Here is a 20,040-nt window from a genome sequence, read left to right on the forward strand (position 1 = left end):
GCGCGGCATCACCGCCACAGGAGACCGACCATGACGACCACCGCCACCGACAACCCGGACCTCAAGACCCTGGTCCGGGACCGCATGCAGGTGCCGAAGCCGCCGCAGTGGCCGCCGCTCGGCGCCGCCGACAAGGCCGCGCTCAAGGACCGTATCAAGGCCCTGCTCGCCGAGCAGAACGCCGTGCTGGTGGCGCACTATTACGTCGACGGCGACCTCCAGGCCCTGGCCGAGGAGACCGGCGGCCATGTGGCGGATTCACTGGAGATGGCACGCTTCGGCAGCGAGTCGGACGCCGACACCCTGGTGGTCTGCGGCGTGCGCTTCATGGGCGAGACGGCGAAGATCCTGAACCCCGAGAAACGGGTGCTGATGCCGACGCTGAAGGCCACCTGCTCCCTGGACGAGGGCTGCCCACCGGACGCCTTCGCCGCCTTCTGCGACGCCCATCCGGACCGCACGGTGGTGGTCTACGCCAACACCAGTGCCGAAGTGAAGGCCCGCTCGGACTGGGTGGTCACCTCCAGCATCGCACTGCCGGTGGTGGAGCACCTGCACGCGCAGGGCGAGAAGATTCTCTGGGCGCCGGACAAGCACCTCGGGCACTATGTCCAGCGCATGACGGGTGCCGATGTACTGCTCTGGGACGGTGCCTGCGTGGTGCACGAGGAGTTCAAGGCCTTCGCGCTGGACCGGGTGCGCCGCCTGCACCCGGACGCCGCGGTGCTGGTGCATCCGGAGTCACCGGACGAGGTCGTGGACCAGGCCGACGTGGTCGGCTCGACGACGCAGCTCATCAAGGCCGTCACGGGCATGCCGAACAAGGAGTTCATCGTCGCCACCGACGAGGGCATCTTCTGGAAGATGCACCAGCTGGCGCCGGACAAGACCCTCATCGCCGCGCCAACCGCCGGCGAGGGCGCCACCTGCGAAAGCTGCGCGCACTGCCCCTGGATGGCCATGAATGCGCTGCAGAACCTGGAGCAGGTGCTGCGCACCCACGACCAGGAGATCCAGATCCCCGAAGACATCCGCCGGCGCGCCGTGGTGCCCATCCAGCGCATGCTGGACTTCGCCCGCACACGCGGCATCGGCGCGCGCAAGGACAGCGACTGAGCGCCGGCCGCGGCGGCTGGCGCCCGCAGCAGACGCTCTGGATGGCGATGGCAGCGCAGCACCGCGAGCCCCCCGTCAACACTGCCTGGTGCGTCATCACCGGTCCGCCGTCCGCCGGCAAGACCACCCTCATCGAGGCCCTCGCCGCCCGCGGGCATCGCGTGGTGCCGGAGACGGCGCGGGCGCACATCGCGGAGCTCGGCGTCACGCCCGCGGAAATCGCCGCCGACGCCGCGCTTCAGGCGCGCATCCAGCACGGCATCGCCGCACGCCAGCATCGCATCGAGCAGGCACTGGACCCGCAGGAGCCCCTGTTTCTGGACCGTGCCCTGCCGGACAGCATCGCCTACTTCGAGCAGCTGGCGCTGGAAACCGGTCATCTGGTTGCCGGCGCCCGACGGCGCTATCGGCGGGTGTTCTATCTGGAGGGGCTGGCGCTCCAGGCGGACGGATTGCGGTTCGAAGACGCGGGCGCGGCCCAGGCCCTCGGAGAGGCGATCCTGGGCGCCTATCGCCGGCTCGGCTACGTGCCGGAGCGCGTACCCACCTGTTTGGAGAACGACGTCGCCCGTGCCGTTGCGGCGCGCCTGTCGATCGTTCTTTCCCGGGACCCTTGACGGCGGCGCCCACCGGAACGCAGCGCGTGCTGCAAGCCGACGCGTTCGCACCGATCAAGTGAACGCCAAACCTACGCTGAGCCCGGCCTCGCTGACGCCAGCAGTGCGCCCGAGCCTGCTGGCGCGTAAACCGCAAGCACGAGGTCACGGCTGGGCCGCCCCGGCGCCACCCTTGCCGAGCGCGCCGGTGGGCACCAGAAGCAGCGCCAGCAGCACGAGCAGGCTCAGGAGCCCGCCCAGCACCGGGCCGCCCACGGACGACACCAGGCCCGAGACCAGCAGCCAGGCCAGCACGATGAGCCAGGCCATGGGCAGGCCCATGTCCCGCACCCGCTTGGCCATGATGTTCATCTGCCCCAACAGCAGCAGCGCGAAGACGGCGGCGACGGTGATGAGGCCCACCGGACCGAGGCTCTGCTCCAGCGCCACCTGCGTCTCGATGGGCTCGCCGCCCGCCATGCGCTCGGCCGCACCGATGAAGGCGCCGAGGCCGAAGCTCAGCACCAAGGCGAGCGCCAGGACCACCAGGTACCAGCCGAGGAACGGGATACGTTTCAGGCGCCCCGTTTGGACGTCGCCCCATAGGGCTTTGAACATGGATCGGATCTCCTGTGGTGGGTGGGGCCTGTGCCGCATAGGTTAACCCGGTCCCGCAAGTGGGCTCACTCCGTGGCGCCGCACACCACGCGCCGGTAGTAGGCGCCGAAGCGCCGGTCCTCCGCCACGACGTGGTTGAAGAACCATTGCCGGATGCCGGCCCGGTCCTCAGCACTCAGCGCCCCAGTATCGCCGGCCACCGCCCGGCGCAGGTCCACCAGCTCGGCGAGCTGCAGGGCGTGCTCGCGGCAATGCTGGTCGGTGAGCGGATAGTCGATGGCGCGCAGGAACACCTGCTCGGTGTCGAAATGGCGTCGCAGGTGTGCGATGAGGGCATCCAGACGGGCACCGACAGCGCTTTCCGCCGCCGGGTCCAGCACCTGGTTGATCAGACGCACCATGTCGCGGTGCTGCGCATCCAGCAGCTCGACGCCGAGGGCCCAGGCATCACGCCAGACCAGTGCTTCGCTCAAGGCTGTCTCTCCCGGGCGGGGCCATGCCCGCCGCCGCCGATCACCGCTTGCGGATCGTACCGGACGCCGCTGGGTCAAGTGCAACGGCAGAGGTCAGCGGCGGTGCCGGAGTGCCGCCGCCAGCGCGCAATCGGTCACGATGCTGCGCATCCGCGGCTAGAATGCGCGCTGCCCCAGCCGAGACCCGGCGCCTGTCCCAGCGGAGGCCCATCGATGACCAAACTCACCCGCATGCCGGGCTTCGCGCCGTTCGTCGTGGTGGTGTTCCTGAACAGCTTCGTCGATCTCGGCCACAAGATCATCATCCAGAATACCTTGTTCAAGGCCTACGACGGCCCCGAGCAGATCTGGCTCACGGCTTTGGTCAACGCCCTGATCCTGCTGCCATTCATTTTGCTGTTCACACCCTCGGGCTGGCTCGCCGACCGCTGGCCGAAGAACCGCGTCATGCGCACCGCCGCCTGGGTGGCGGTGGGCATCACGCTCGGCATCACCGCCTGCTACTACCTCGGGCTGTTCTGGCCGGCGTTCGTCATGACCTTCGTGCTGGCACTGCAGAGCGCCATCTACTCGCCGTCCAAGTTCGGCTACATCAAGGAGCTCTGCGGCATCGAGGCGCTGACCCCTGCCAACGCCTGGGTGCAGGCGAGCTCCAGCATCGCCATCCTGGCCGGCATCCTGAGCTTCTCGGTGCTGTTCGAGCTGATGCTCGCCACACCCAGCGGCGAGATCGGCGGCACCGGCCTGCCGCCGGACGAGATCATGCGCCGCATCGCGCCGGTGGGCTGGTTCCTGGTGCTCGGCTCGCTGGTGGAGGTGGCGCTGGCCTACCGCCTGCCGGACAAGCGCGCCGGCGAGCCCGCCATGCATTTCGACTGGGCGCAGTACCTGCGCGGGCGCTATCTGCTGCACAACCTGCACGCCGCCTGGGACAACAAGGTCATCTGGCTCTCCATCATCGGGCTCGGCGTCTTCTGGGGCATCTCGCAGGTGCTGCTGGCGGCCTTCCCGGCCTTCGTGGAAGACAGCCTCGGCGAGACCAACACCGTAGTCATCCAGGGCGTCATGGCCTTCGCCGGCATCGGCATCATCATCGGCGCCGCCATCGCCGGGCGCATCGCCCGGGACCACGTGGAAACCGGGCTGATCCCCTTCAGTGCACTCGGCATCGCGGCCACGCTCTTCGTGCTGCCGGCCATCGGCGTCACCTGGCTGCACGGCGTCAACTTCCTGGCACTCGGGCTGCTCGCCGGCATGTTCATCGTGCCGCTCAACGCCCTGATCCAGTTCAACGCCGGCGAGCGCGAGCTGGGCCGCGTGCTGGCGGCGAAGAACTTCATCCTGAACTGGATCATGCTGGGCGGGCTCATCGTCACCGTGATCTCGGCCCTGGCGGACACCGGCAGCCGGGCCATCATGGTGGCGCTCGCGGGGGTGGGGCTCGGCGGCGCGGTCTACACCGTCTGGCAGCTGCCGCAGTCGTTGGTGCGCTTCTTCATCGGCCGGCTCATGGCAGTGCGCTATCGCCTTCAGGTGATCGGCCTCCACAACATGCCGCCCCAGGGCGGCGTGCTCATGCTCGGCAACCACATCAGCTGGATCGACTGGGCCATGCTGCAGATGGCAAGCCCCAGGCCGGTGCGGTTCGTGATGGAGCGGGTGATCTACGAGCGCTGGTGGCTCAAGTGGTTCCTGGACTTCTTCGGGGTGGTGCCGATCTCCGGCGCAAGCAGCGGCCATGCCCTGCGCCGGGTCACCGAGCTTATCAACGCGGGCGAGCTGGTCTGCGTCTTTCCGGAGGGTACGCTCAGCAAGAACGCCCAGCTCGCGGAGTTCAAGCGCGGCTTCGAGCGCGCCGCACAGGGCGCCCGCGGCGTGATCCTGCCCTTCTACCTGCGCGGGCTCTGGGGCAGCCGCTTTTCCAACGCCAGCGACAAGCTCAAGGCCAGCCGACGCGACGGCCGCGCGCGGGATGTCATCGTCGCCTTCGGCACGCCCCTGCCCATGGACAGCGATGCGCAGCGGGTCAAGCAGGCCGTCTTCGAGCTCTCGGTCAGCTCCTGGAGCCAGCACGTGCAGACGCTGCCGACCCTGCCCGCGGCCTGGCTCGCCGCCGCCAAGCGCCGCCTCGGCGTACCGGTGGTCTTCGACGCGGCGGGCGGCTCGGCACTCACCAACCGCCGGCTCATCGCGGCCGTGCTCATCTTCGCGGCGGCCATACGCAGGCGCTGTCCGGAGCGGAATCTGGGCATCCTGCTGCCGGCCTCGGGCGCCGGGGTCATCGCCAACCTCGCGGGCTGGCTCGCCGGCAAAACGGTGGTGAACCTGAACTACACGGCGAGCCCGGAGGCCATCGCCGCTGCACTCGACAAAGCGGGCATCCGCAACATCGTCACGGCGGAGCGCTTCCTGCGCAAGCTCGCGCAGCGCGGCATCCAGGCGGAGACGCTGCTCGCCGGCGCGCGGCTCCACTGCATGGAGGACATCCGCGCCGGCGTCGGCAAAGTCCAGGGACTAACGGCGCTAGCCGCCGCCATCGCCCTGCCCGCCTGGCTGCTGCGCCCACTGTACTGCCATCGCGTCCACCCGGAGGACACGGCGGCCATCCTGTTCTCATCGGGCAGCGAGGGCGCGCCCAAGGGCGTCGAGCTCACGCATCGGAACATCCTGGGCAACGTCCGGCAGATCGCCGACGTGCTGAACACGGAAACGGACGACCTGATGCTCTCGAACCTGCCCCTGTTCCACGCCTTCGGCCTCACCGCCACCACGGCCCTGCCGCTGCTGGAGGGCATCCCCATGGTCTGCCATCCGGACCCGACGGACGCGCTGGGCAACGCCAAGGCCATCGCCCGCTACAAGGCCACGGTGCTCTGCAGCACCTCCACCTTCTTGCGCCTCTACGTCCGCCACCGGCGGGTGCACCCGCTGATGCTGGACAGCCTGCGCATCGTGGTGGCGGGCGCCGAGCGCCTGAGTCCGGATGTGCGGGATGCCTTCGCGGTGAAGTTCGGCAAGCGCATCTATGAAGGCTACGGGGCCACCGAGACCACGCCCGTGGCGAGCGTCAACGTCCCGGACGCCATCGAGATCGGCAACTGGAAGGTGCAGACCGGCAGCAAGCCCGGCACCGTGGGCATGCCCCTGCCCGGCACCAGCTTCCGCATCGTGGACCCGGACACGCTCAAGACCCTGCCCACCGGCGCGGACGGGCTGATCCTCATCGGCGGCGTGCAGGTCATGAAGGGCTACCTCGATGATCCCGAGCGCACCACCGCTGCCGTCGTTGAGCTGGACGGCCAGCGCTGGTACAAAACCGGTGACAAGGGCCACCTGGATGCCGACGGCTTCCTGACCATCGTCGATCGTTATTCGCGCTTCGCCAAGCTGGGCGGCGAGATGGTGAGCCTGGGCGCCGTCGAAGCCCGCGTCCGCCGGGCGCTCGGCCGAGCGGAGCTGGAGCTCTGCGCCGTGGCCCTGCCGGACCCAAAAAAGGGCGAGCGGGTCGTCCTGCTGCTCGCCGCGGACCTGGACCCCGACCAGGTCCGCACCACCCTGCTGGAGGCGGGCATGGAGCCGCTGCTGCTGCCCGCCGCCGTGCTCGCGGTGAAGGCTGTCCCCAAACTCGGCAGCGGCAAGACCGACTTCGCAGCCGCGCGGCGTCTGGCCGAGGCGCGGCTCGCACCTGCCGGCGGGGCCGGCGCATCACCGGCCGACGCCGCGGCCCAACCGCACCCCTGACGCAGAGCGAATCCCACATGCACTTCATGCCCGCTGCCCTTCTGCCGCGCCGTCGCGCAAGCTCGCCAACCCTCGCCGGTGTTGGGATGTCCTACCTGCTTTCGCCCGTCGTGCTGCCCGCCCTGCTGCCCGGCCTGCTGGCGGCCCTGCTGCTCACGGGCTGCGGCGAGGACCCCATGGGGCCGGACAACCGTCTGGCGCTGCTTGCGCTCAGCAAGTGTCGCCATGCGCAGGCGCTGCAGCTGGCGGACAACGCCATCGCCCGCGGTAACGCGCAGAACATCCACCGCGGCTGGGCGCTCAAGGCCGCCATCCTGCGCGATATGGGCGAGGACGCGGACGCCGAGGCCCTGTATCCGCGCATCGCCGAGGCCTGGGAAGCAGCCAAGGGGCGCACCCTCACCCCCGAGCGGCGGGAGCGCGACATCGGCCTGTTCCTGGACGTGGCGCGGGCAGAGCGCGTGGCACAGGGCCTGAGCCCCGACTGCTCGGACCTGCCGCAGGTGCCGGACCCCACGCCGGCAGCGGCGCCCGATCAGCGCCCGGCACAGGACTGAGCCCGGCAAGCCCATCGCTGCCGGCATGACGCCGTCCGCCGCCTACCGCGCCGCGGTCGATGCGGGCCGCCTCGACGCGGACCCCGCCCAACAGCAGGCCATCGGCGCGCTGGATGCGCTGCACGCGGCGCTGGGCGCCTCTATCCCCAACGCTGCGGCGCGGCCCGGACGCCTGCGCGGATGGACCCGCCGCCTCCTCGGCGGCTCGACCCAGGCGGCGCCCGTTCCGGGCCTGTACATCTGGGGCGGCGTCGGCCGCGGCAAGACGCTGCTGATGGACCTCTTCCACGATGCGCTCCCGATTGCCCGCAAGCGGCGCGTCCATTTCCACCGCTTCATGCAGGAACTGCACACAGCGCTGCGCGGGATGACCGGCCGCCGCGATCCCCTCGCCCACATCGGCGCTGCACTCGCCGCCGAGGCCCAGGTGTTGTGCCTGGACGAGATGCAGGTGGAGGACATCACCGACGCCATGCTGATGGCGGGGCTGCTGCACACGCTGTTTCAGCACGGCGTCACCCTGGTGACCACGTCCAACATGCCACCGGAAGCGCTCTACCGCGCCGGGCTGCAGCGCGAGCGCTTCCTGCCTGCCATAGACTTGTTGCACCGCCACTGCCGTGTGCTGGCATTGGACGGGCCCACGGACTACCGCCGGCGGCAGCTGGAGCAGGCCGGCGTCTATGTCACGCCCACCGGCCCCGCCGCGGACAGCGCCCTCGGCCGCCATTTCCGCGGCCTCACCGCCGGGGCCGAGGCCCGCACCGACCCCATCCTGATCAACGACAGGCCGATCCCCACCGTTGCCTGGCACGGTGGCGTCGTCTGGCTCGACTTCGATGTCATCTGCAACATCCCGCGCTCCAAGAACGATTACGTCGAGCTTGCCCGCAGTTGCCATACCGTGCTGCTCGCCAACCTCCGGCCCCTGGACGACGAGCAGAGCGACCGCGCACACCGGCTGGTGACCCTGGTGGATGCCCTGTACGACCGCTGCTGCAAGCTCGTCTGCAGCGCGGATGCAGCGCCCCCGGGGCTGTATCGGGGCCGTGACATGGCCTTCGCCTTCGAGCGCACCCTGAGCCGGCTCCTGGAGATGCAGACCGACGCCTACCTTGCACGCCCGCACCTCGGCTGAGCCGAGCGCGCGGCCCTATTGTGCCCGTCGCGCGCGCCCTGAGACGCCAACCCCTGTTGCCGGCGTGGCGTTCGGCGCGTACGTTGTGCCGAGCCCGAGACGCGACAGGCGGGCAAAAAAAAGCCGGCGCGTGGGCCGGCAGTGCTGTTCGTTATTGGGCGGTCAAATCCAGCGCGATGGGGCGCTGCCCGGTCCGGGTGCTGATTCGGCGTTCTTGTGTTGGGCGGACGGCGGCGAAAACCGTCCGTTTCAGCAGGTGGGTCGCGTACCTTGGCTCCGTGATCGACCCTCGGGCGTGCCAGCGAGTCCCCTATGTGCGTCGATTGGCGGCTTGGCCTCTCTCTCGTTGCTGCAGCCTCGCTGGTGCCCTGGTGGGGCGGTCCATGCTCCCGCGTGCCGACCGAGCCACCCCTTTGCGGATGCTGGGGCGGATGCCGGGCGATACGCGCCTGCCGCAGGCTGCCGCAGCAGCGCCTGCTGGACTTAAGCAATGCAGAATGCAGACCAAGGACCTGCCGAGACCACAAAACAGGGGCTTAGAGCGCTCCACCCTCGGATGAGTCAGGGGTTTTTGCAGTTTGCAAAGCAAACCGCATTGCACATTTCTGACCCTTTGCGCCGTGGCACGGTACAAGTTGCCGAAACACGCGTCCGCTCGTCACTGATTTTGACATAGGGTGATTGAACGCCCTGCCTCTGGGTATCTGTTCCGGTGCGGCACGTCGGTGCGGCGTCGCGCCGGTGCCGGGACAGCGGATGCGCGAGCGCCGTACAATGCCTCGCCTGAGATCGACCACCGCAGTTGCCCTCCGCCTCGGCCCACACCCCGGAGAGACCCGATGCTGAACAAGAAGCTCTTGGACATCCTCGTCTGCCCCGTGACCAAGGGGCCCCTCGTCTACGACCGCGAGGCGCAGGAGCTGATCTCCGTCTCAGCCCGGCTCGCCTATCCCATCGTCGACGACATCCCCGCCCTGATCGAAGCCGATGCGCGTACCCTCTCGGAGGAGGAGGCGGAGCGCATCCGCAAATCACAGACGCCGCGCTGAGGCAGCTGGGCCGGACAGGCCAACGAAACTTCGGACAGCGGCGCCGGCATACGGCGAACAATTGGGATCGGTATCGCTATCGGGATCGGGATCGATGCCGACCGCAACGCCGATACCGATACGGAGGCGGGCTTCGCAGTGCGCAAGACCCGTTGGCGTCACTTCGGTGCAGGTGCAGCAGCGAAAGCTTGTCAGCCCCACGCTGAGCGGTATTGAAGGTAAGGTCGGCGGCCAAGCGTCAGGACACGCCCCGCTCCGCTTCGCCGCTGCGGCGCAGCTCCCGCTTCAGGATCTTGCCGGCGGCATTCTTCGGCAGCGCCTCCAGAATCTCGATGCGGCGCGGGATCTCGTGGCTGCCGAGGTGCTCCCGACACCAGGCCTTGAGTGCCGCCGCGTCCGGCTGCTGCTCCGCCGCCGCCGTGACGTAGGCCACCGGGATCTCGCCGTGGCTGCGGTGTGGCTCACCGACGACCGCCACCTCGCTGACGCTCGGATGCCGCGCCAGCACCTCCTCGATGATCCGCGGATAAACGTTGCTGCCGTTGCTGATGATCAGGTCCTTGATCCGATCCACGAGGTAGAAATACCCATCCGCATCCCGCCAGCCGAGATCGCCCGTGCGGAACCAGTCGCCGAAGAAGGCCCGCGCGGTGTCCTCCGGCAGCTGCCAGTAGCCGCGCATCACCGCAGGGCTGCGCACGCAGACCTCGCCATACTCGCCATCCGGCAGGGTGTTGCCCTCGCCGTCGCAGATGCGCATGTCCACGCCCGGAATCGGCGGGCCGATGGACCCCGGCTTGCGCGGCCCCGCCGGCGGATTGACGGCGGTCACCGGGCCGCATTCGGTGGGCCCGTCCCCTTCCAGGATGGGGATCTCGAAGCGCTGCTCGAACGACGCCATCAGCGCCTGCGGCATGGCCGCGCCACCGGAGATGGCGAGCCGCACGGACTTCCAGGCCGTCACCTGCTCGTCGCCGAGCCGCATCAGCACCGCATACAGGCTCGGCACACCCAGGAAAATCGTGGCGTGGTGCATCTCGATGGCCTGGGTGATCGCCTGCGGGTCGAAGCGCGGCACGGGGACGATGGCGGCGCCCGCCAGCAGCGGCATCACGATGCCCACGGTGCCGGCAAACGCGTGGAACATGGGCAGCACCACGAGCACCCGATCCACGCCGGGCTTGATGCCGAGCGTGTCGGCCACGGCCACGGCATTCGCGACCAGATTGCCATGGCTCAGCACGGCGCCTTTGGGCCGGCCGGTGGTGCCGGAGGTGTACAGGATCACCGCTGCATCGTCCGCCGCGGGGAGCGCTGACGGGGCTGCCTTCGGCTGCACCAGCTGGTGCAGGTGGCAGTCCAGCAGCGGCGCATCGTCCTCGAAGCCGATGCCGATGCGCAGTAGCCCCAGGTCCCGCGCGTCCGCCAGCGCCGCCGCCGCGGGTTCGGCGAGGCTCGCATGGAAGAACAGCGCGCGCGCGCCCGCGTCCTGCAGCATGAAGGCGATCTCGCGGGGATTCAGCAGCAGGTTGACGGGCACCAGCACCGCACCCGCCTTGAGGCAGCCGAGGTAGGCGACCACGAAGTCCGCCCCGTTCGGGCAATACAGGGCAACACGGTCACCGGGTGCGATGCCGCGCTCGAGCAGCGACGCGGCGACGCCGTCGGTGGCGATGTCGAGGGCGGAGTAGGTCCAGATGGGCGCGTCTGCGAAGACGGCGGGCCGCTCCGGACGCAGCCGGGCGCTGTCGCGGAAGCGGGTCACCAGATCACGGGCGCCATCCCCCTCGCCGCCCGAACGCTGCGCGTCGACGCTCTTGCCCGCCTCGCTCACCGGCGCCTCCGTCAGATCACCTTGGAGAAGCCCACCGGGCCCTGTTTGGCCTCCAGGTAGGCATCGAAGGCCATGCAGATGTTGCGGATCAGGAGCCGCCCCTTGGGCAGCACGCCGATGCCGTGCTGGTCCACCTTCAGCAGACCGTCCTGCTGCATGCCGTCGAGCTTGGCCAGGCTGCGGCCGAAGTAGTCGTGGAAGTCGATGCCCCAGGTGCGCTCCACGTCGGCGAAGTCGAGCCGGAAATGGCAGATGAGCCGGGTGATGACATCGCGGCGGATCTCGTCGTCGCGGTTCAGCTCGATGCCGCGGAACACCGGCAGACGGCCGGCGTCGATGTCTTCGTAGTAGGCATCCAGCTCGCGGCGGTTCTGCCCGTAGGTCTTGCCCACCTTGCCGATGGAAGTGACACCCAGGCCGATGAGGTCGCAGTCCGCGTGGGTGGAGTAGCCCTGGAAGTTGCGGTATAGGGTGCCGTCACGCTGGGCACGGGCGAGCTCGTCGTCGGGACGGGCGAAGTGGTCCATGCCGATGTAGAGCCAGCCGGCCTCGGTGAGGCGCTCGGTGGTGGCCTGGAGGATCTCGAGCTTGACCTCAGGCCGCGGCAGGTCGTCATCGTTGATGCGCCGCTGCGGCATGAAGCGCGTGGGCAGATGCGCGTAGTTGAACACCGAGAGCCGGTCCGGGCCCACGGCGATGATGCGCTCCACGGTGCCCATGAAGCTCTCGGCGGTCTGATGCGGCAGGCCGTAGATGAGATCGATGCTGATGGAGCGGAAGCCCTCGGCACGGGCCGCCTCCAGCACGGCCATGGTCTCGGCCTCCGACTGGATGCGGTTGACCGCCTGCTGCACCCTGGGGTCGAAGTCCTGCACGCCGAGGCTCATGCGGTTGAAGCCGATCTCGCGCAGGAGCTTGACGGTGTCACGCGTGGCCTCGCGCGGGTCGATCTCGATGGAGAACTCGCCGTGCTCGTCGTCGGAGAGCTTGAAGTGCCGGCGGGTCTGGTCCATCAGCTCGCGCATCTGATCGTGGCTGATGAAGGTCGGCGTGCCACCGCCCCAGTGCAGCTGCTCCACCACGCGGTCGTCGTCGAACAGTGCCGACTGCATGGCCATCTCCTGGTACACCCGGTCCAGATAGGGCTGCACCAGAGTCCGGTCCTTGGTGGCGATCTTGTTACAGGCGCAGTAGAAGCAGACGGTGTCGCAGAACGGGATGTGGAAGTAGAGCGACAGCGGGCGGGCGCTGGCGTTGGTCTCGCGGCACACCTCGGCATAGCGCCCGGCGTCGAAGGCCGGGTCGAACTCCACCGCCGTGGGATAGGAAGTGTAGCGGGGGCCGCTCTGGTCGTAGCGCTTGATCAAATCGAGATCGAAGACCGTGCGCTGATCGTCGCCGGCGGACGTGGCGGGGCGCCCGCCGCCCGCCTCGGCGTGCTGTTCAGCGGCTGTGGGTCGGGTGTGATCAAGCATGGTCATCCTCCAGGTCGCGGCCGCGGCGGCGAGGCTCGGTGGTGTGTTTCAAAAGGGCGTGACAAGTACGGGGCTGAGAGGGTATCGCGTCGGCGGCGCGCAGCACCAGACGCCTGCGCGCGAGGCCGGTGACCGCAGCCGTTCACGCCCCGCTGCTGCCGGCGCGGCGGCGCCCAGGCGTCCGCGCACCGCACCCGATGCAGGCTCATCCCGCAGCCACCGCTTGCGCAAAGGCATCGTGATGGGCAGCGAGTGTGGCGCGGTCCAGCGTGAAGACGCCCTCACCGCCGCGCTCGAAATCGATCCAGGTGAAGGGCACCGCCGGCAGTGCCGCCGCCAATGCCTCTGCGCTGTTGCCCACCTCTGCCACCAGCACGCCGTCGTCGGCGAGATAGTCCGGGGCATCACGCAGGATGCGCAGCACCAGGTCCAGCCCTGTCTCGCCGGCGGCGAGCGCGAGCGCGGGCTCATGGCGGTACTCGGGGGGCAGCGTCTCCATCTCCGCGGCACCCACGTAAGGCGGATTCGAGACGATGACGTCGTAGCCGTCGTCATCGTCTCCACTGATGCCGGCGAACAGGTCCGACTCCAGCGCCCGCACCCGGTCCGCAAGACCGTGACGGGCGATGTTGCGCCGCGCCACGGCCAGGGCCGCCGGCGACACATCGGCCAGGTCGACTGCCGCCGCCGGCAGATAGGTCGCGGCGGCAATGCCGAGACAGCCACTGCCGGTGCACAGATCCAGCACACGGCGGATGCCGCTCGGCTCCGCCCAGGGTGCGAAGCCCTGCTCAATGAGCTCGGCGAGCGGCGAGCGCGGAATCATCACCGCATCGTCCACGTCGAAATCGAGGCCCGCGAAGCGCGTGCCGCCGGTCAGATACGCCGCCGGCCGGCGCTCGTCGACGCGCCGGGCCAGCAATGCCAGCACTGCCTCGCGCTCCGTGGGCGTCACGCGGCAGCCGCCGTACTCCGCCGCAAGCTCGAAGGGGAGATGCAGGGCGTGGGCCACCAGCCAATGGGATTCATCACGGGCATTATCGGTACCATGACCAAAGCAGAGGCCGGCCGCAGTGAATCGGCTCGTGCCCCAGCGCACGAGATCGTCGATGGTGATGAGCGCGTCGGTGTCGGCGGGCATGGGCGCGCGCAGGGGCCTCTTTGCAGGTGCGTGGCGACGGTGCCCGGGCGCGCACGCCGCTGCTGCGCGGCCCCGGGTAATGCCGAGGAAACCGAAGGATAGCACCAAAATCGCCCGCACCCAGGACAGTCACGGGCGCGTTGACGGGGGTCATCTTGCAGCGACTGCTCACCAGCCTGCGCTTTCAGGTCGGCGCCGCTTTCGTGGTGCTGCTGGCACTCTTTGCAGGGGCCGGGCTCGCGACACTCACCGCCTTTCAGCGCCAGGTGGATGCCGACGCTGTGGTCGACATCGCCGCCAGACTGGAGCTGACGGCGAGCCGCATGCACACGGATGCGATGGTCTACGATGCCAATGCGCCGCGGGACTATCCCACCTACTATCGCGACGTGGAGCTCTTCCACGGTGAGCTGATGCGCCAGGTGGCGCTGTTCGACGCCGTGGTGGCAGGCTTCATGAGCGGTGACTTCAGCGCCGTCCTGGATCGCCCCGCAGGCTGGATGCAGCCGGCGCGTGAGCCCACGCTGGGCGCGGCGGTAACGGCGCTGGAAGCCGCCTGGAAGGCGCACCGCAGCGGACTCATCGAGGCCCTCGGCGACGACCCGGAGGAGCCGCGCCTGGAATGGGCGGCGGAGTACAACGCGGCCCAGGTGGCCGCCGTCGAGGACGCCGCAGCGGCGCTTGCCGGCCAGCTGCGGCAGTGGGCCGCGGCGGAGCACATCCGCCTGCGCCGGCTGGTGCTGCTGACGCTGGGCGGTGCGGTGACGGTCGCCCTGCTGCTCCTGCTCCTGTTGCAGCGCTGGACGCTGAAGCCCCTCGCGCGCACCCTGGATGGCGTGCGACGTACCGCCGGCGGGGACTTCGGTCTCACCGTGCCGGTGCGCGGTGCCGCCGAGCTGCGCGACCTTGCCGAGGGCTTCAACGCCCTGTCCAGCCGACTCGACCTCCTGTTCCAGCTGCTGGACCGGCTCCAGCGCGGCAAGGACCTGGACGACCTGGTGGGCTTCCTGGCCCGCGATTTCCGCACGCTGCTGCGCTTCGACTGGATCGGCGTGGTGCTGGTGACGCCGGACAATGCCACCGTGCGGTTGGAGGCGAGCGCCCTGGACGGCACGCCGGAGGCCGGCAGCAAGCCGTTGTTCCGGCTTCCGGGCACACTGCTGGAGCAGGCACTCGCCGCGGGCGGCCCGCTGCACATCCGCGATGCCGCCGCCACCGCGAGCGCCCATCCGGGCTATGAGCTCCTGCGCGAAATTGTGCGCCGGGGGCTCGCCGACGTGATTTTTCTGCCCGTTGCCGCGGAGACGCCGGTGCCGGCCGTGGTCGCATTCGCCACCCGGGTGCCCGGCCGTTACGACCCGGCCCATCTTCAGTTTTTGGGCAATATCGCCCAGCTGCTGAGCGTGAGCTTCGGCCGCACCGTGCGCTTTGCGGAGCGGCGCAGGCTCGCCGGCATCGGTGAATTCGCCTCCGGCATTGCCCATGAGCTGCGCACGCCGCTCGCGACCCTGTCCCTGGCCCTGGACCACGTGGCGGGGCTCGATCTGCCGCAAAGCAGCCGCCGGCGGGTCACGCTGGCCAAGGCAGAGGCGGCGCGCATGGACCGCCTGATTGCGGACATGCTGCTTTACGCCAAGCCGCTCAAGCTCGCCTCGGAGCCCGTGGATTTAGGCACCATCGCCGCCGCGAGCGCCGATCTGGTGCGGGCACAGCACGCTTGTGCGGACCGCGAGCTCGATGTGGCCGTGACGGCGCCCGACGCGCAGGTCCTCGGCGACCGCGACCGCCTGCAGCAGGTTTTGGTCAACCTGCTGATGAACGCCTGTGAGGCAGCCCCGATGGAGTCGCGGATCTCACTCACCGTAGAAGCCCGCGACGGCAATCGGGTTGCGGTGTGCGTGCGCAATGCGGGGACGCCGCCACCACCCGAACTCATTGGGCGCATCTTCGAGCCCTTCATCAGTACCAAAGCCGGCGGCACCGGATTGGGCCTCGCCATCGTACAGCGCCTGACGGCGCTGCACGGCGGCGAGGTGGCACTGCACGCGTTGGATGATGGCGCGCAGGCCGTGGTGACCTTGCCGCTCTATGCCACATCCGACCAGACTCCGAGCGCTTGAAGGGGCACCGGCAGGCGGAGCGGTCTTCCTGCCGCCGACGCCGCAGGCTTGGAAAGCCAGCGGCCGCGCACGCCGACCGTTCCGAGTCGATCTGCGGACGTCCTGCCAGTATCAGCCGTGAGCGGCTGAGCCGTCGCGACCCGGAACGTGAGCGTCCAGGGCCGCGACGCCAGCCGGCGCCGCTTCCGTCAGGCCGCCCGCTGCTTGTTGCCCACCAATCCCTTGGTGTCCACCGCCGTCTCGCGCTGGCCCCGCTCGACCAGATCCGCAAGACTGATGTCGCTGAGGAAGGTGAAGATCTCGTCACTCAGCTGGTCCCACAGCGAGTGCGTGAGGCACCGCTGGCCGTCGCGACAGTTCTCCCGCCCGCCGCAGCGGGTGAACTCCACCCACTCGTCGACGGCGCAGATGATGTCGGCGATGGAGATTTCGTCGGCCGGCTTGCCGAGGTAGTAGCCGCCGCCCGGGCCACGGATGCCGCGGACCAGCTGCTTGCCGCGCAGCGACGCGAAGAGCTGCTCCAGGTACGACAGGGAGATGCCCTGATTGACCGAGATATCCGAGAGGGTCACCGGCCCTTTGCCCGAATGGAGGGCCAGATCCAACATGGCGGTGACCGCGTACCTGCCTTTGGTTGAGAGTCTCATGGTGCGATGCCTTGAATGCGTTGGGGCACTGGGCCTGGAAACCATCCAGCGACGCCGTGGCGATACACGAATGCGCCGCATGCTGCTGCGGAATATCCTAGCTCGGAACTTGGTTTTCCGATAGGCATTGTCAAGCCGCGGCATCCGGATTTTCCGAAGATTCGGCCGAGCGGCTTGGACAAAACCTGGATATTGCCGGTTTGGGCAGGTCGAGCGTCAGATGGTTCCCCGACAATCGGCATTGTTGTGACGGGGGGTCACACACAGGGCGCGCGCCGCGCTCACGCGCCGTTACAGCACGCCGTGGGTGGTCAGGATCGGGGATACGGTCGGCCTGCGGCAGCGCTTCAGCCGGCTAGGGCCATGGGCGTGGCAGGCTTGCCCTCGACCCGGCAGACCCCGGACGGGCGCCGGAGCGGGCACTGTTTATCAGACGACGGACGGTGACGTGCTGGTGGCGCTGCTCGGGCTGCCGGAACGACCGGCCTGCGGTCCAATGCGATGGCCGTCGCGCAGACACCAGCCGAGCCACTTGGACAGGAACAGGTTGGCCTTCCACTTGGCGCGCAGGGCCGGCGACTGATAGTGGCTGAAGATGGGAAGCGCCGTTTGCCGCAGGTCCAGCACCTCCACCTGCCCGGCGTCGTGGTACGCCTTCAGGGTCGCATCCGGCTCCGGCAGCCACTCCGCACAGCCGCCCGCCGCCGGGAACACATGTGTGAGGCGAAAGGTGGTGGTGTAGCGGGCCTGCTCCAGGATCTCCAGCTGGAGCTGGATGCGACCCGGCCCCGGTCGCGCCGAGGTGACGACGCCCGAGAGGCTGGCCAAATCGGGGCTGAGCTGCATCAGGGCGCGGTAGTTCTCTTCACAAAGGGCCATCAGCGCACCGACCGTGGGCAGCTCACCGGTCAGGTCCAGCTTGGCGATGAAGGGGCTGGGGGCTTGCATGCTGAGGGGTCTTTACGCTGTGGTCGCCGAACGTCCCGGCAATGGATGCACGAGCTTGGTTGCGCGGCGTTGATCCCGGCGGGCTCGTCCGGGTGCCTCTTCCGGGTGTTCTGTCTGGATGGCTCGTCTGGGAGTAAGGCGGCCTCGGAGAGAGACCCTTGGGCCTTGAGCCCGGCGAGCCGGGTCGGGCGGCTCCGCTCCGCCCTCGCAAGCCGACCCGGGTCATCCCGGCGCCCGCTGGCCCCTAAGGCTCAGCGTCGTGGAATGCGGGGCTGCGCGGCGTACCGGCGGTGCGGACCGGTGCGGCCGGGCCGCACGCGCCCGCCCTTCGGCCGCCTCAGGTCGCCTCCTGCTGCGCGGCGATATCCGCGCGGACCTTGTCCATATCCAGCTCGCCGGCCTTGGTGAGCAGCTCCCGGAACGAGCCCTCCGGCAGTGCCCCCGGCTGCGAGAAGATGATGATCTGGTCGCGGAAGATCATCAGGGTGGGGATGGACCGGATCTGGAAGTGGGCCGCGATCTGCTGCTCGTCTTCGGTGTTGACCTTGGCGAAGACGATGTCGTCGTGGTCCTCCGACACCTTTTCGAACACCGGTGCGAAGGTGCGGCAGGGGCCGCACCAAGGCGCCCAGAAATCGACCACCACAAAGCCGTTGTCGGCGACGGTGGATTCGAAAGTCTCTTGCGTCAATTCTACGACGGCCATGGCTCGACTCCTGAGAAGCTGTTTGACATGGCGTGGGAGGATAACAGATCGACCATGCCCCCGCAGTTTCCCGCCGCCGGCGCGCGGGCTTTCCCCGGCACGGGGATGCGATATCCGCCATCAGTAGGCGAAGTTCCAGCGGGCATCGCCGCCGGCGTCCAGAACCACACGCTTCGCCGGCGGGCGATCTGCCTGCGGCCCCGCCAGCAGACGCTCATCGAGCGCGAACAGGATCTCCGCGCGGCGGGCAAGCCAGTTGCCGAGTCCGGTTTCGCCCGCGAGCTGAATCCGCCGCTGCGCCTGCGCCAGCAGGCGCAGCATTTCCGGGCGCGCCGCGGCAGGTTGGGCCGCCAGCAGCGCCGGCAATGGCGCCGTCAGCAGCAGGAAGAGCTGGGCGCCATGGCGCGCGACGGCCTCGGCTGCCACCAGCCGTGCCCGCGCGTCGGTGGGATCCAGCGCCAGCGTCAGCCCGCGGTCCGGCCAGCGCGCGCGCAGCTGCCGCAGCACGCGCCGCACGGCCCGCTGTGACGCCGCCTCCGGGCGGCGCAGATCGCCGCCCTGCACCCCGACGATGAGCCGCCGCACGACGCCGAGCCCCGATCGCGCCAGCAGCGCCGGCACCAGACGCACCGCGAAGCGGTCCAGGTCCTGCATTGCGTCCGAGAGCTCCGCGTAGGAAATCAGTTGCGGATGCCGCTTACGGGCGTTGTCGCGCTCGGCGCCGTAGGTCCAGCCGTCCAGCCAGCGCTCCACCGCCCAGCGCCGATGCTCGATGACGGCCAGCTGCTCGACCTCCATGGGTGCGAAGGCGAAGGACTCCACCAGCTCCTCCGGCACCGCCTGACAGTCGGTGACGGCGAGCTTCGCCCAGAGGTGGTCGGCCTGATGGCGGTTGGCGTCGCGGTAGGAGGTGGCCAGCTGCGTCCAGGCCACCCCCGACGGTGCCGCGGCGGGGTCGCGGCCCTGGGCCGCGGAGGTGTCACGATAGTGCTCGTGGATGACCTCGGCCAGGGCATCGTCGCGGCCCTCCAGCAGCACTTGGCGGGAGAAGGCGAGCTGTAAAGGCTGCACCGGCACCAGCTGGCCGTCCCAATCCGGGAGTCTGCCCCGGCGCCAATCGGCCTCGACGGCGAGCAGGGCCGGCGGCGACGCGCCCTGTTCCGCCGCCTGTGCCAGCAGCTCCCGCGCCAGCGCCAGCGCGCTGTCTGCCGCCATGTCGCACACCGCGATCATGGTCACGGATGGGGCCTCCGCCAGATCCGCGGACGGCAGCGACGTGCAGCGCAACTGCCCACAGCGCGCCGCCTGGGGGTGGCGCGCGTCGATCCAGTCCCGCCAGGCGTCTGCGGCAGCGGCGGCCACCGTCACCACCGGCGGCGCGCCGCCGTACTGCCCCACCCGCAGCGCGTGCACAAACAGAGCCTGCGCGACGGGCCCGAAGCCCGCAATCAGCAGGTGCGGCACCTGCCCCGCCGGCGGATCCATGCTGCGATGCAGAGGCCAACGTGCCAGCAGGACACGGGCCGCCGTGCGGTGCGGGTCGATCCACTCCACCCGCAGCGCGTCCCCCGGCAGGGCGCTCACCGCGCCGGGCGCTCCGGCATCCTCGGTTTGCGCAGAAGCCCCCCCAGCCTCCGCCAGCACCACCACCCGCAGCGGCCGGCCGCGCCCCCGGGTCTGCACCGACAGCGCCGCAAGGCGCTGCGCCAGATCGCGGGCATCCACCAGAAGTGCCGCGGCGCCGCGGGGGATGCCGGCGCCCGGCCGGTGTCGGCGCACCCGCACCCCGTCGGCGGCGAGTACGGAGCGGGCCCGCTCCAGCAGGGGCCCCACGCCGTCTACGAGCACCAGCGGCGCACCCATCAGCGCACCCGTCACCGC

16 protein-coding genes are annotated in these 20,040 nt (G+C 69.5%); 7 read left to right on the plus strand and 9 right to left on the minus strand.

The window, feature by feature from the left end; all coding sequences use genetic code 11:
• The first annotated feature begins 30 nt into the window (after positions 1-30).
• Together nadA and QZ607_RS15140 are read left to right on the plus strand one after the other, a co-directional pair.
• Positions 31-1,116 (plus strand): quinolinate synthase NadA, encoded by a 1,086-nt coding sequence (gene nadA, locus QZ607_RS15135; RefSeq protein ID WP_295884235.1) that lies wholly within the window; start codon positions 31-33, stop codon positions 1,114-1,116.
• Positions 1,117-1,157: 41 nt separating this feature from the next.
• Entirely contained in the window at positions 1,158-1,733 is a 576-nt protein-coding gene (locus QZ607_RS15140; RefSeq protein ID WP_295884237.1) for an ATP-binding protein, read from the plus strand.
• A gap of 144 nt (positions 1,734-1,877) precedes the next feature.
• Here the strand turns inward: QZ607_RS15140 and QZ607_RS15145 are convergent, their stop codons facing one another.
• Both QZ607_RS15145 and QZ607_RS15150 read right to left on the minus strand, forming a co-directional pair.
• Positions 1,878-2,330 carry a DUF805 domain-containing protein gene (locus tag QZ607_RS15145; RefSeq protein ID WP_295884240.1) on the minus strand — a complete coding sequence of 151 codons (453 nt, stop codon included), beginning with the start codon at positions 2,328-2,330 and terminating at the stop codon, positions 1,878-1,880.
• A gap of 65 nt (positions 2,331-2,395) precedes the next feature.
• A complete protein-coding gene (locus tag QZ607_RS15150; protein ID WP_295884242.1) occupies positions 2,396-2,803 on the minus strand; it encodes a hemerythrin domain-containing protein in 408 nt (135 codons plus the stop codon).
• A gap of 213 nt (positions 2,804-3,016) precedes the next feature.
• Between QZ607_RS15150 and QZ607_RS15155 the strand changes: the two genes are divergently transcribed.
• The 4 genes from QZ607_RS15155 (at position 3,017) to QZ607_RS15170 (ending at position 9,288) form a co-directional block, all read left to right on the plus strand.
• Positions 3,017-6,544, plus strand: a complete 3,528-nt coding sequence (locus QZ607_RS15155) for an acyl-[ACP]--phospholipid O-acyltransferase (protein ID WP_295884245.1) — start codon at positions 3,017-3,019, stop codon at positions 6,542-6,544.
• An 86-nt stretch (positions 6,545-6,630) separates the two neighbouring features.
• Entirely contained in the window at positions 6,631-7,101 is a 471-nt protein-coding gene (locus QZ607_RS15160) for a hypothetical protein (RefSeq protein WP_295884247.1), read from the plus strand.
• A 25-nt stretch (positions 7,102-7,126) separates the two neighbouring features.
• Positions 7,127-8,239 carry a cell division protein ZapE gene (zapE, locus tag QZ607_RS15165; protein WP_295884249.1) on the plus strand — a complete coding sequence of 371 codons (1,113 nt, stop codon included), beginning with the start codon at positions 7,127-7,129 and terminating at the stop codon, positions 8,237-8,239.
• Between the two features lie 842 nt (positions 8,240-9,081).
• Positions 9,082-9,288: a Trm112 family protein gene (locus QZ607_RS15170; RefSeq protein ID WP_295884339.1), complete on the plus strand. Its 207-nt coding sequence runs from the start codon at positions 9,082-9,084 to the stop codon at positions 9,286-9,288.
• A gap of 238 nt (positions 9,289-9,526) precedes the next feature.
• Here QZ607_RS15170 and QZ607_RS15175 read toward each other — a convergent pair whose 3' ends face one another.
• The 3 genes from QZ607_RS15175 to prmB all read right to left on the minus strand — a co-directional run bounded on the left by QZ607_RS15175 (position 9,527) and on the right by prmB (position 13,738).
• Positions 9,527-11,122 carry a long-chain fatty acid--CoA ligase gene (locus QZ607_RS15175; RefSeq protein ID WP_295884252.1) on the minus strand — a complete coding sequence of 532 codons (1,596 nt, stop codon included), beginning with the start codon at positions 11,120-11,122 and terminating at the stop codon, positions 9,527-9,529.
• Between the two features lie 11 nt (positions 11,123-11,133).
• A complete protein-coding gene (hemN, locus tag QZ607_RS15180) occupies positions 11,134-12,597 on the minus strand; it encodes an oxygen-independent coproporphyrinogen III oxidase (RefSeq protein WP_295884254.1) in 1,464 nt (487 codons plus the stop codon).
• 205 nt (positions 12,598-12,802) lie between these two features.
• A complete protein-coding gene (prmB, locus tag QZ607_RS15185) occupies positions 12,803-13,738 on the minus strand; it encodes a 50S ribosomal protein L3 N(5)-glutamine methyltransferase (RefSeq protein WP_295884257.1) in 936 nt (311 codons plus the stop codon).
• Between the two features lie 155 nt (positions 13,739-13,893).
• On the opposite strand from prmB, the gene QZ607_RS15190 reads away from it, so the two are divergent.
• On the plus strand, positions 13,894-15,858 hold the full coding sequence (locus QZ607_RS15190; RefSeq protein ID WP_295884260.1) for an ATP-binding protein: 1,965 nt from the start codon (positions 13,894-13,896) through the stop codon (positions 15,856-15,858).
• Between the two features lie 188 nt (positions 15,859-16,046).
• On the opposite strand, the gene QZ607_RS15195 is transcribed toward QZ607_RS15190, so the two are convergent.
• The 4 genes from QZ607_RS15195 to QZ607_RS15210 form a co-directional block, all read right to left on the minus strand.
• Positions 16,047-16,505 carry an Rrf2 family transcriptional regulator gene (locus QZ607_RS15195; protein ID WP_295884263.1) on the minus strand — a complete coding sequence of 153 codons (459 nt, stop codon included), beginning with the start codon at positions 16,503-16,505 and terminating at the stop codon, positions 16,047-16,049.
• A 429-nt stretch (positions 16,506-16,934) separates the two neighbouring features.
• On the minus strand, positions 16,935-17,453 hold the full coding sequence (locus QZ607_RS15200; RefSeq protein WP_295884266.1) for a DUF1249 domain-containing protein: 519 nt from the start codon (positions 17,451-17,453) through the stop codon (positions 16,935-16,937).
• Between the two features lie 337 nt (positions 17,454-17,790).
• Positions 17,791-18,159: a thioredoxin gene (gene trxA, locus QZ607_RS15205; protein WP_295884271.1), complete on the minus strand. Its 369-nt coding sequence runs from the start codon at positions 18,157-18,159 to the stop codon at positions 17,791-17,793.
• A gap of 120 nt (positions 18,160-18,279) precedes the next feature.
• Positions 18,280-20,037, minus strand: coding sequence for a RyR domain-containing protein (locus QZ607_RS15210; protein ID WP_295884273.1), 1,758 nt, complete (start codon positions 20,035-20,037; stop codon positions 18,280-18,282).
• Positions 20,038-20,040 lie beyond the last annotated feature (3 nt).

Origin of the sequence: uncultured Thiohalocapsa sp. (genome assembly GCF_913063425.1) — a bacterium.
GTDB lineage: Bacteria > Pseudomonadota > Gammaproteobacteria > Chromatiales > Chromatiaceae > Thiohalocapsa.

Excerpts from the sequence above, each read along its gene's own strand:
- nadA (WP_295884235.1), top strand. The coding sequence starts at position 31 with ATGACGACCACCGCCACCGACAACCCGGACCTCAAGACCCTGGTCCGG.
- QZ607_RS15140 (WP_295884237.1), top strand. The coding sequence starts at position 1,158 with ATGGCGATGGCAGCGCAGCACCGCGAGCCCCCCGTCAACACTGCCTGG.
- QZ607_RS15145 (WP_295884240.1), bottom strand. The coding sequence starts at position 2,330 with ATGTTCAAAGCCCTATGGGGCGACGTCCAAACGGGGCGCCTGAAACGT.
- QZ607_RS15155 (WP_295884245.1), top strand. The coding sequence starts at position 3,017 with ATGACCAAACTCACCCGCATGCCGGGCTTCGCGCCGTTCGTCGTGGTG.
- QZ607_RS15160 (WP_295884247.1), top strand. The coding sequence starts at position 6,631 with ATGTCCTACCTGCTTTCGCCCGTCGTGCTGCCCGCCCTGCTGCCCGGC.
- zapE (WP_295884249.1), top strand. The coding sequence starts at position 7,127 with ATGACGCCGTCCGCCGCCTACCGCGCCGCGGTCGATGCGGGCCGCCTC.
- hemN (WP_295884254.1), bottom strand. The coding sequence starts at position 12,597 with ATGCTTGATCACACCCGACCCACAGCCGCTGAACAGCACGCCGAGGCG.
- prmB (WP_295884257.1), bottom strand. The coding sequence starts at position 13,738 with ATGCCCGCCGACACCGACGCGCTCATCACCATCGACGATCTCGTGCGC.
- QZ607_RS15195 (WP_295884263.1), bottom strand. The coding sequence starts at position 16,505 with ATGAGACTCTCAACCAAAGGCAGGTACGCGGTCACCGCCATGTTGGAT.
- QZ607_RS15200 (WP_295884266.1), bottom strand. The coding sequence starts at position 17,453 with ATGCAAGCCCCCAGCCCCTTCATCGCCAAGCTGGACCTGACCGGTGAG.
- trxA (WP_295884271.1), bottom strand. The coding sequence starts at position 18,159 with ATGGCCGTCGTAGAATTGACGCAAGAGACTTTCGAATCCACCGTCGCC.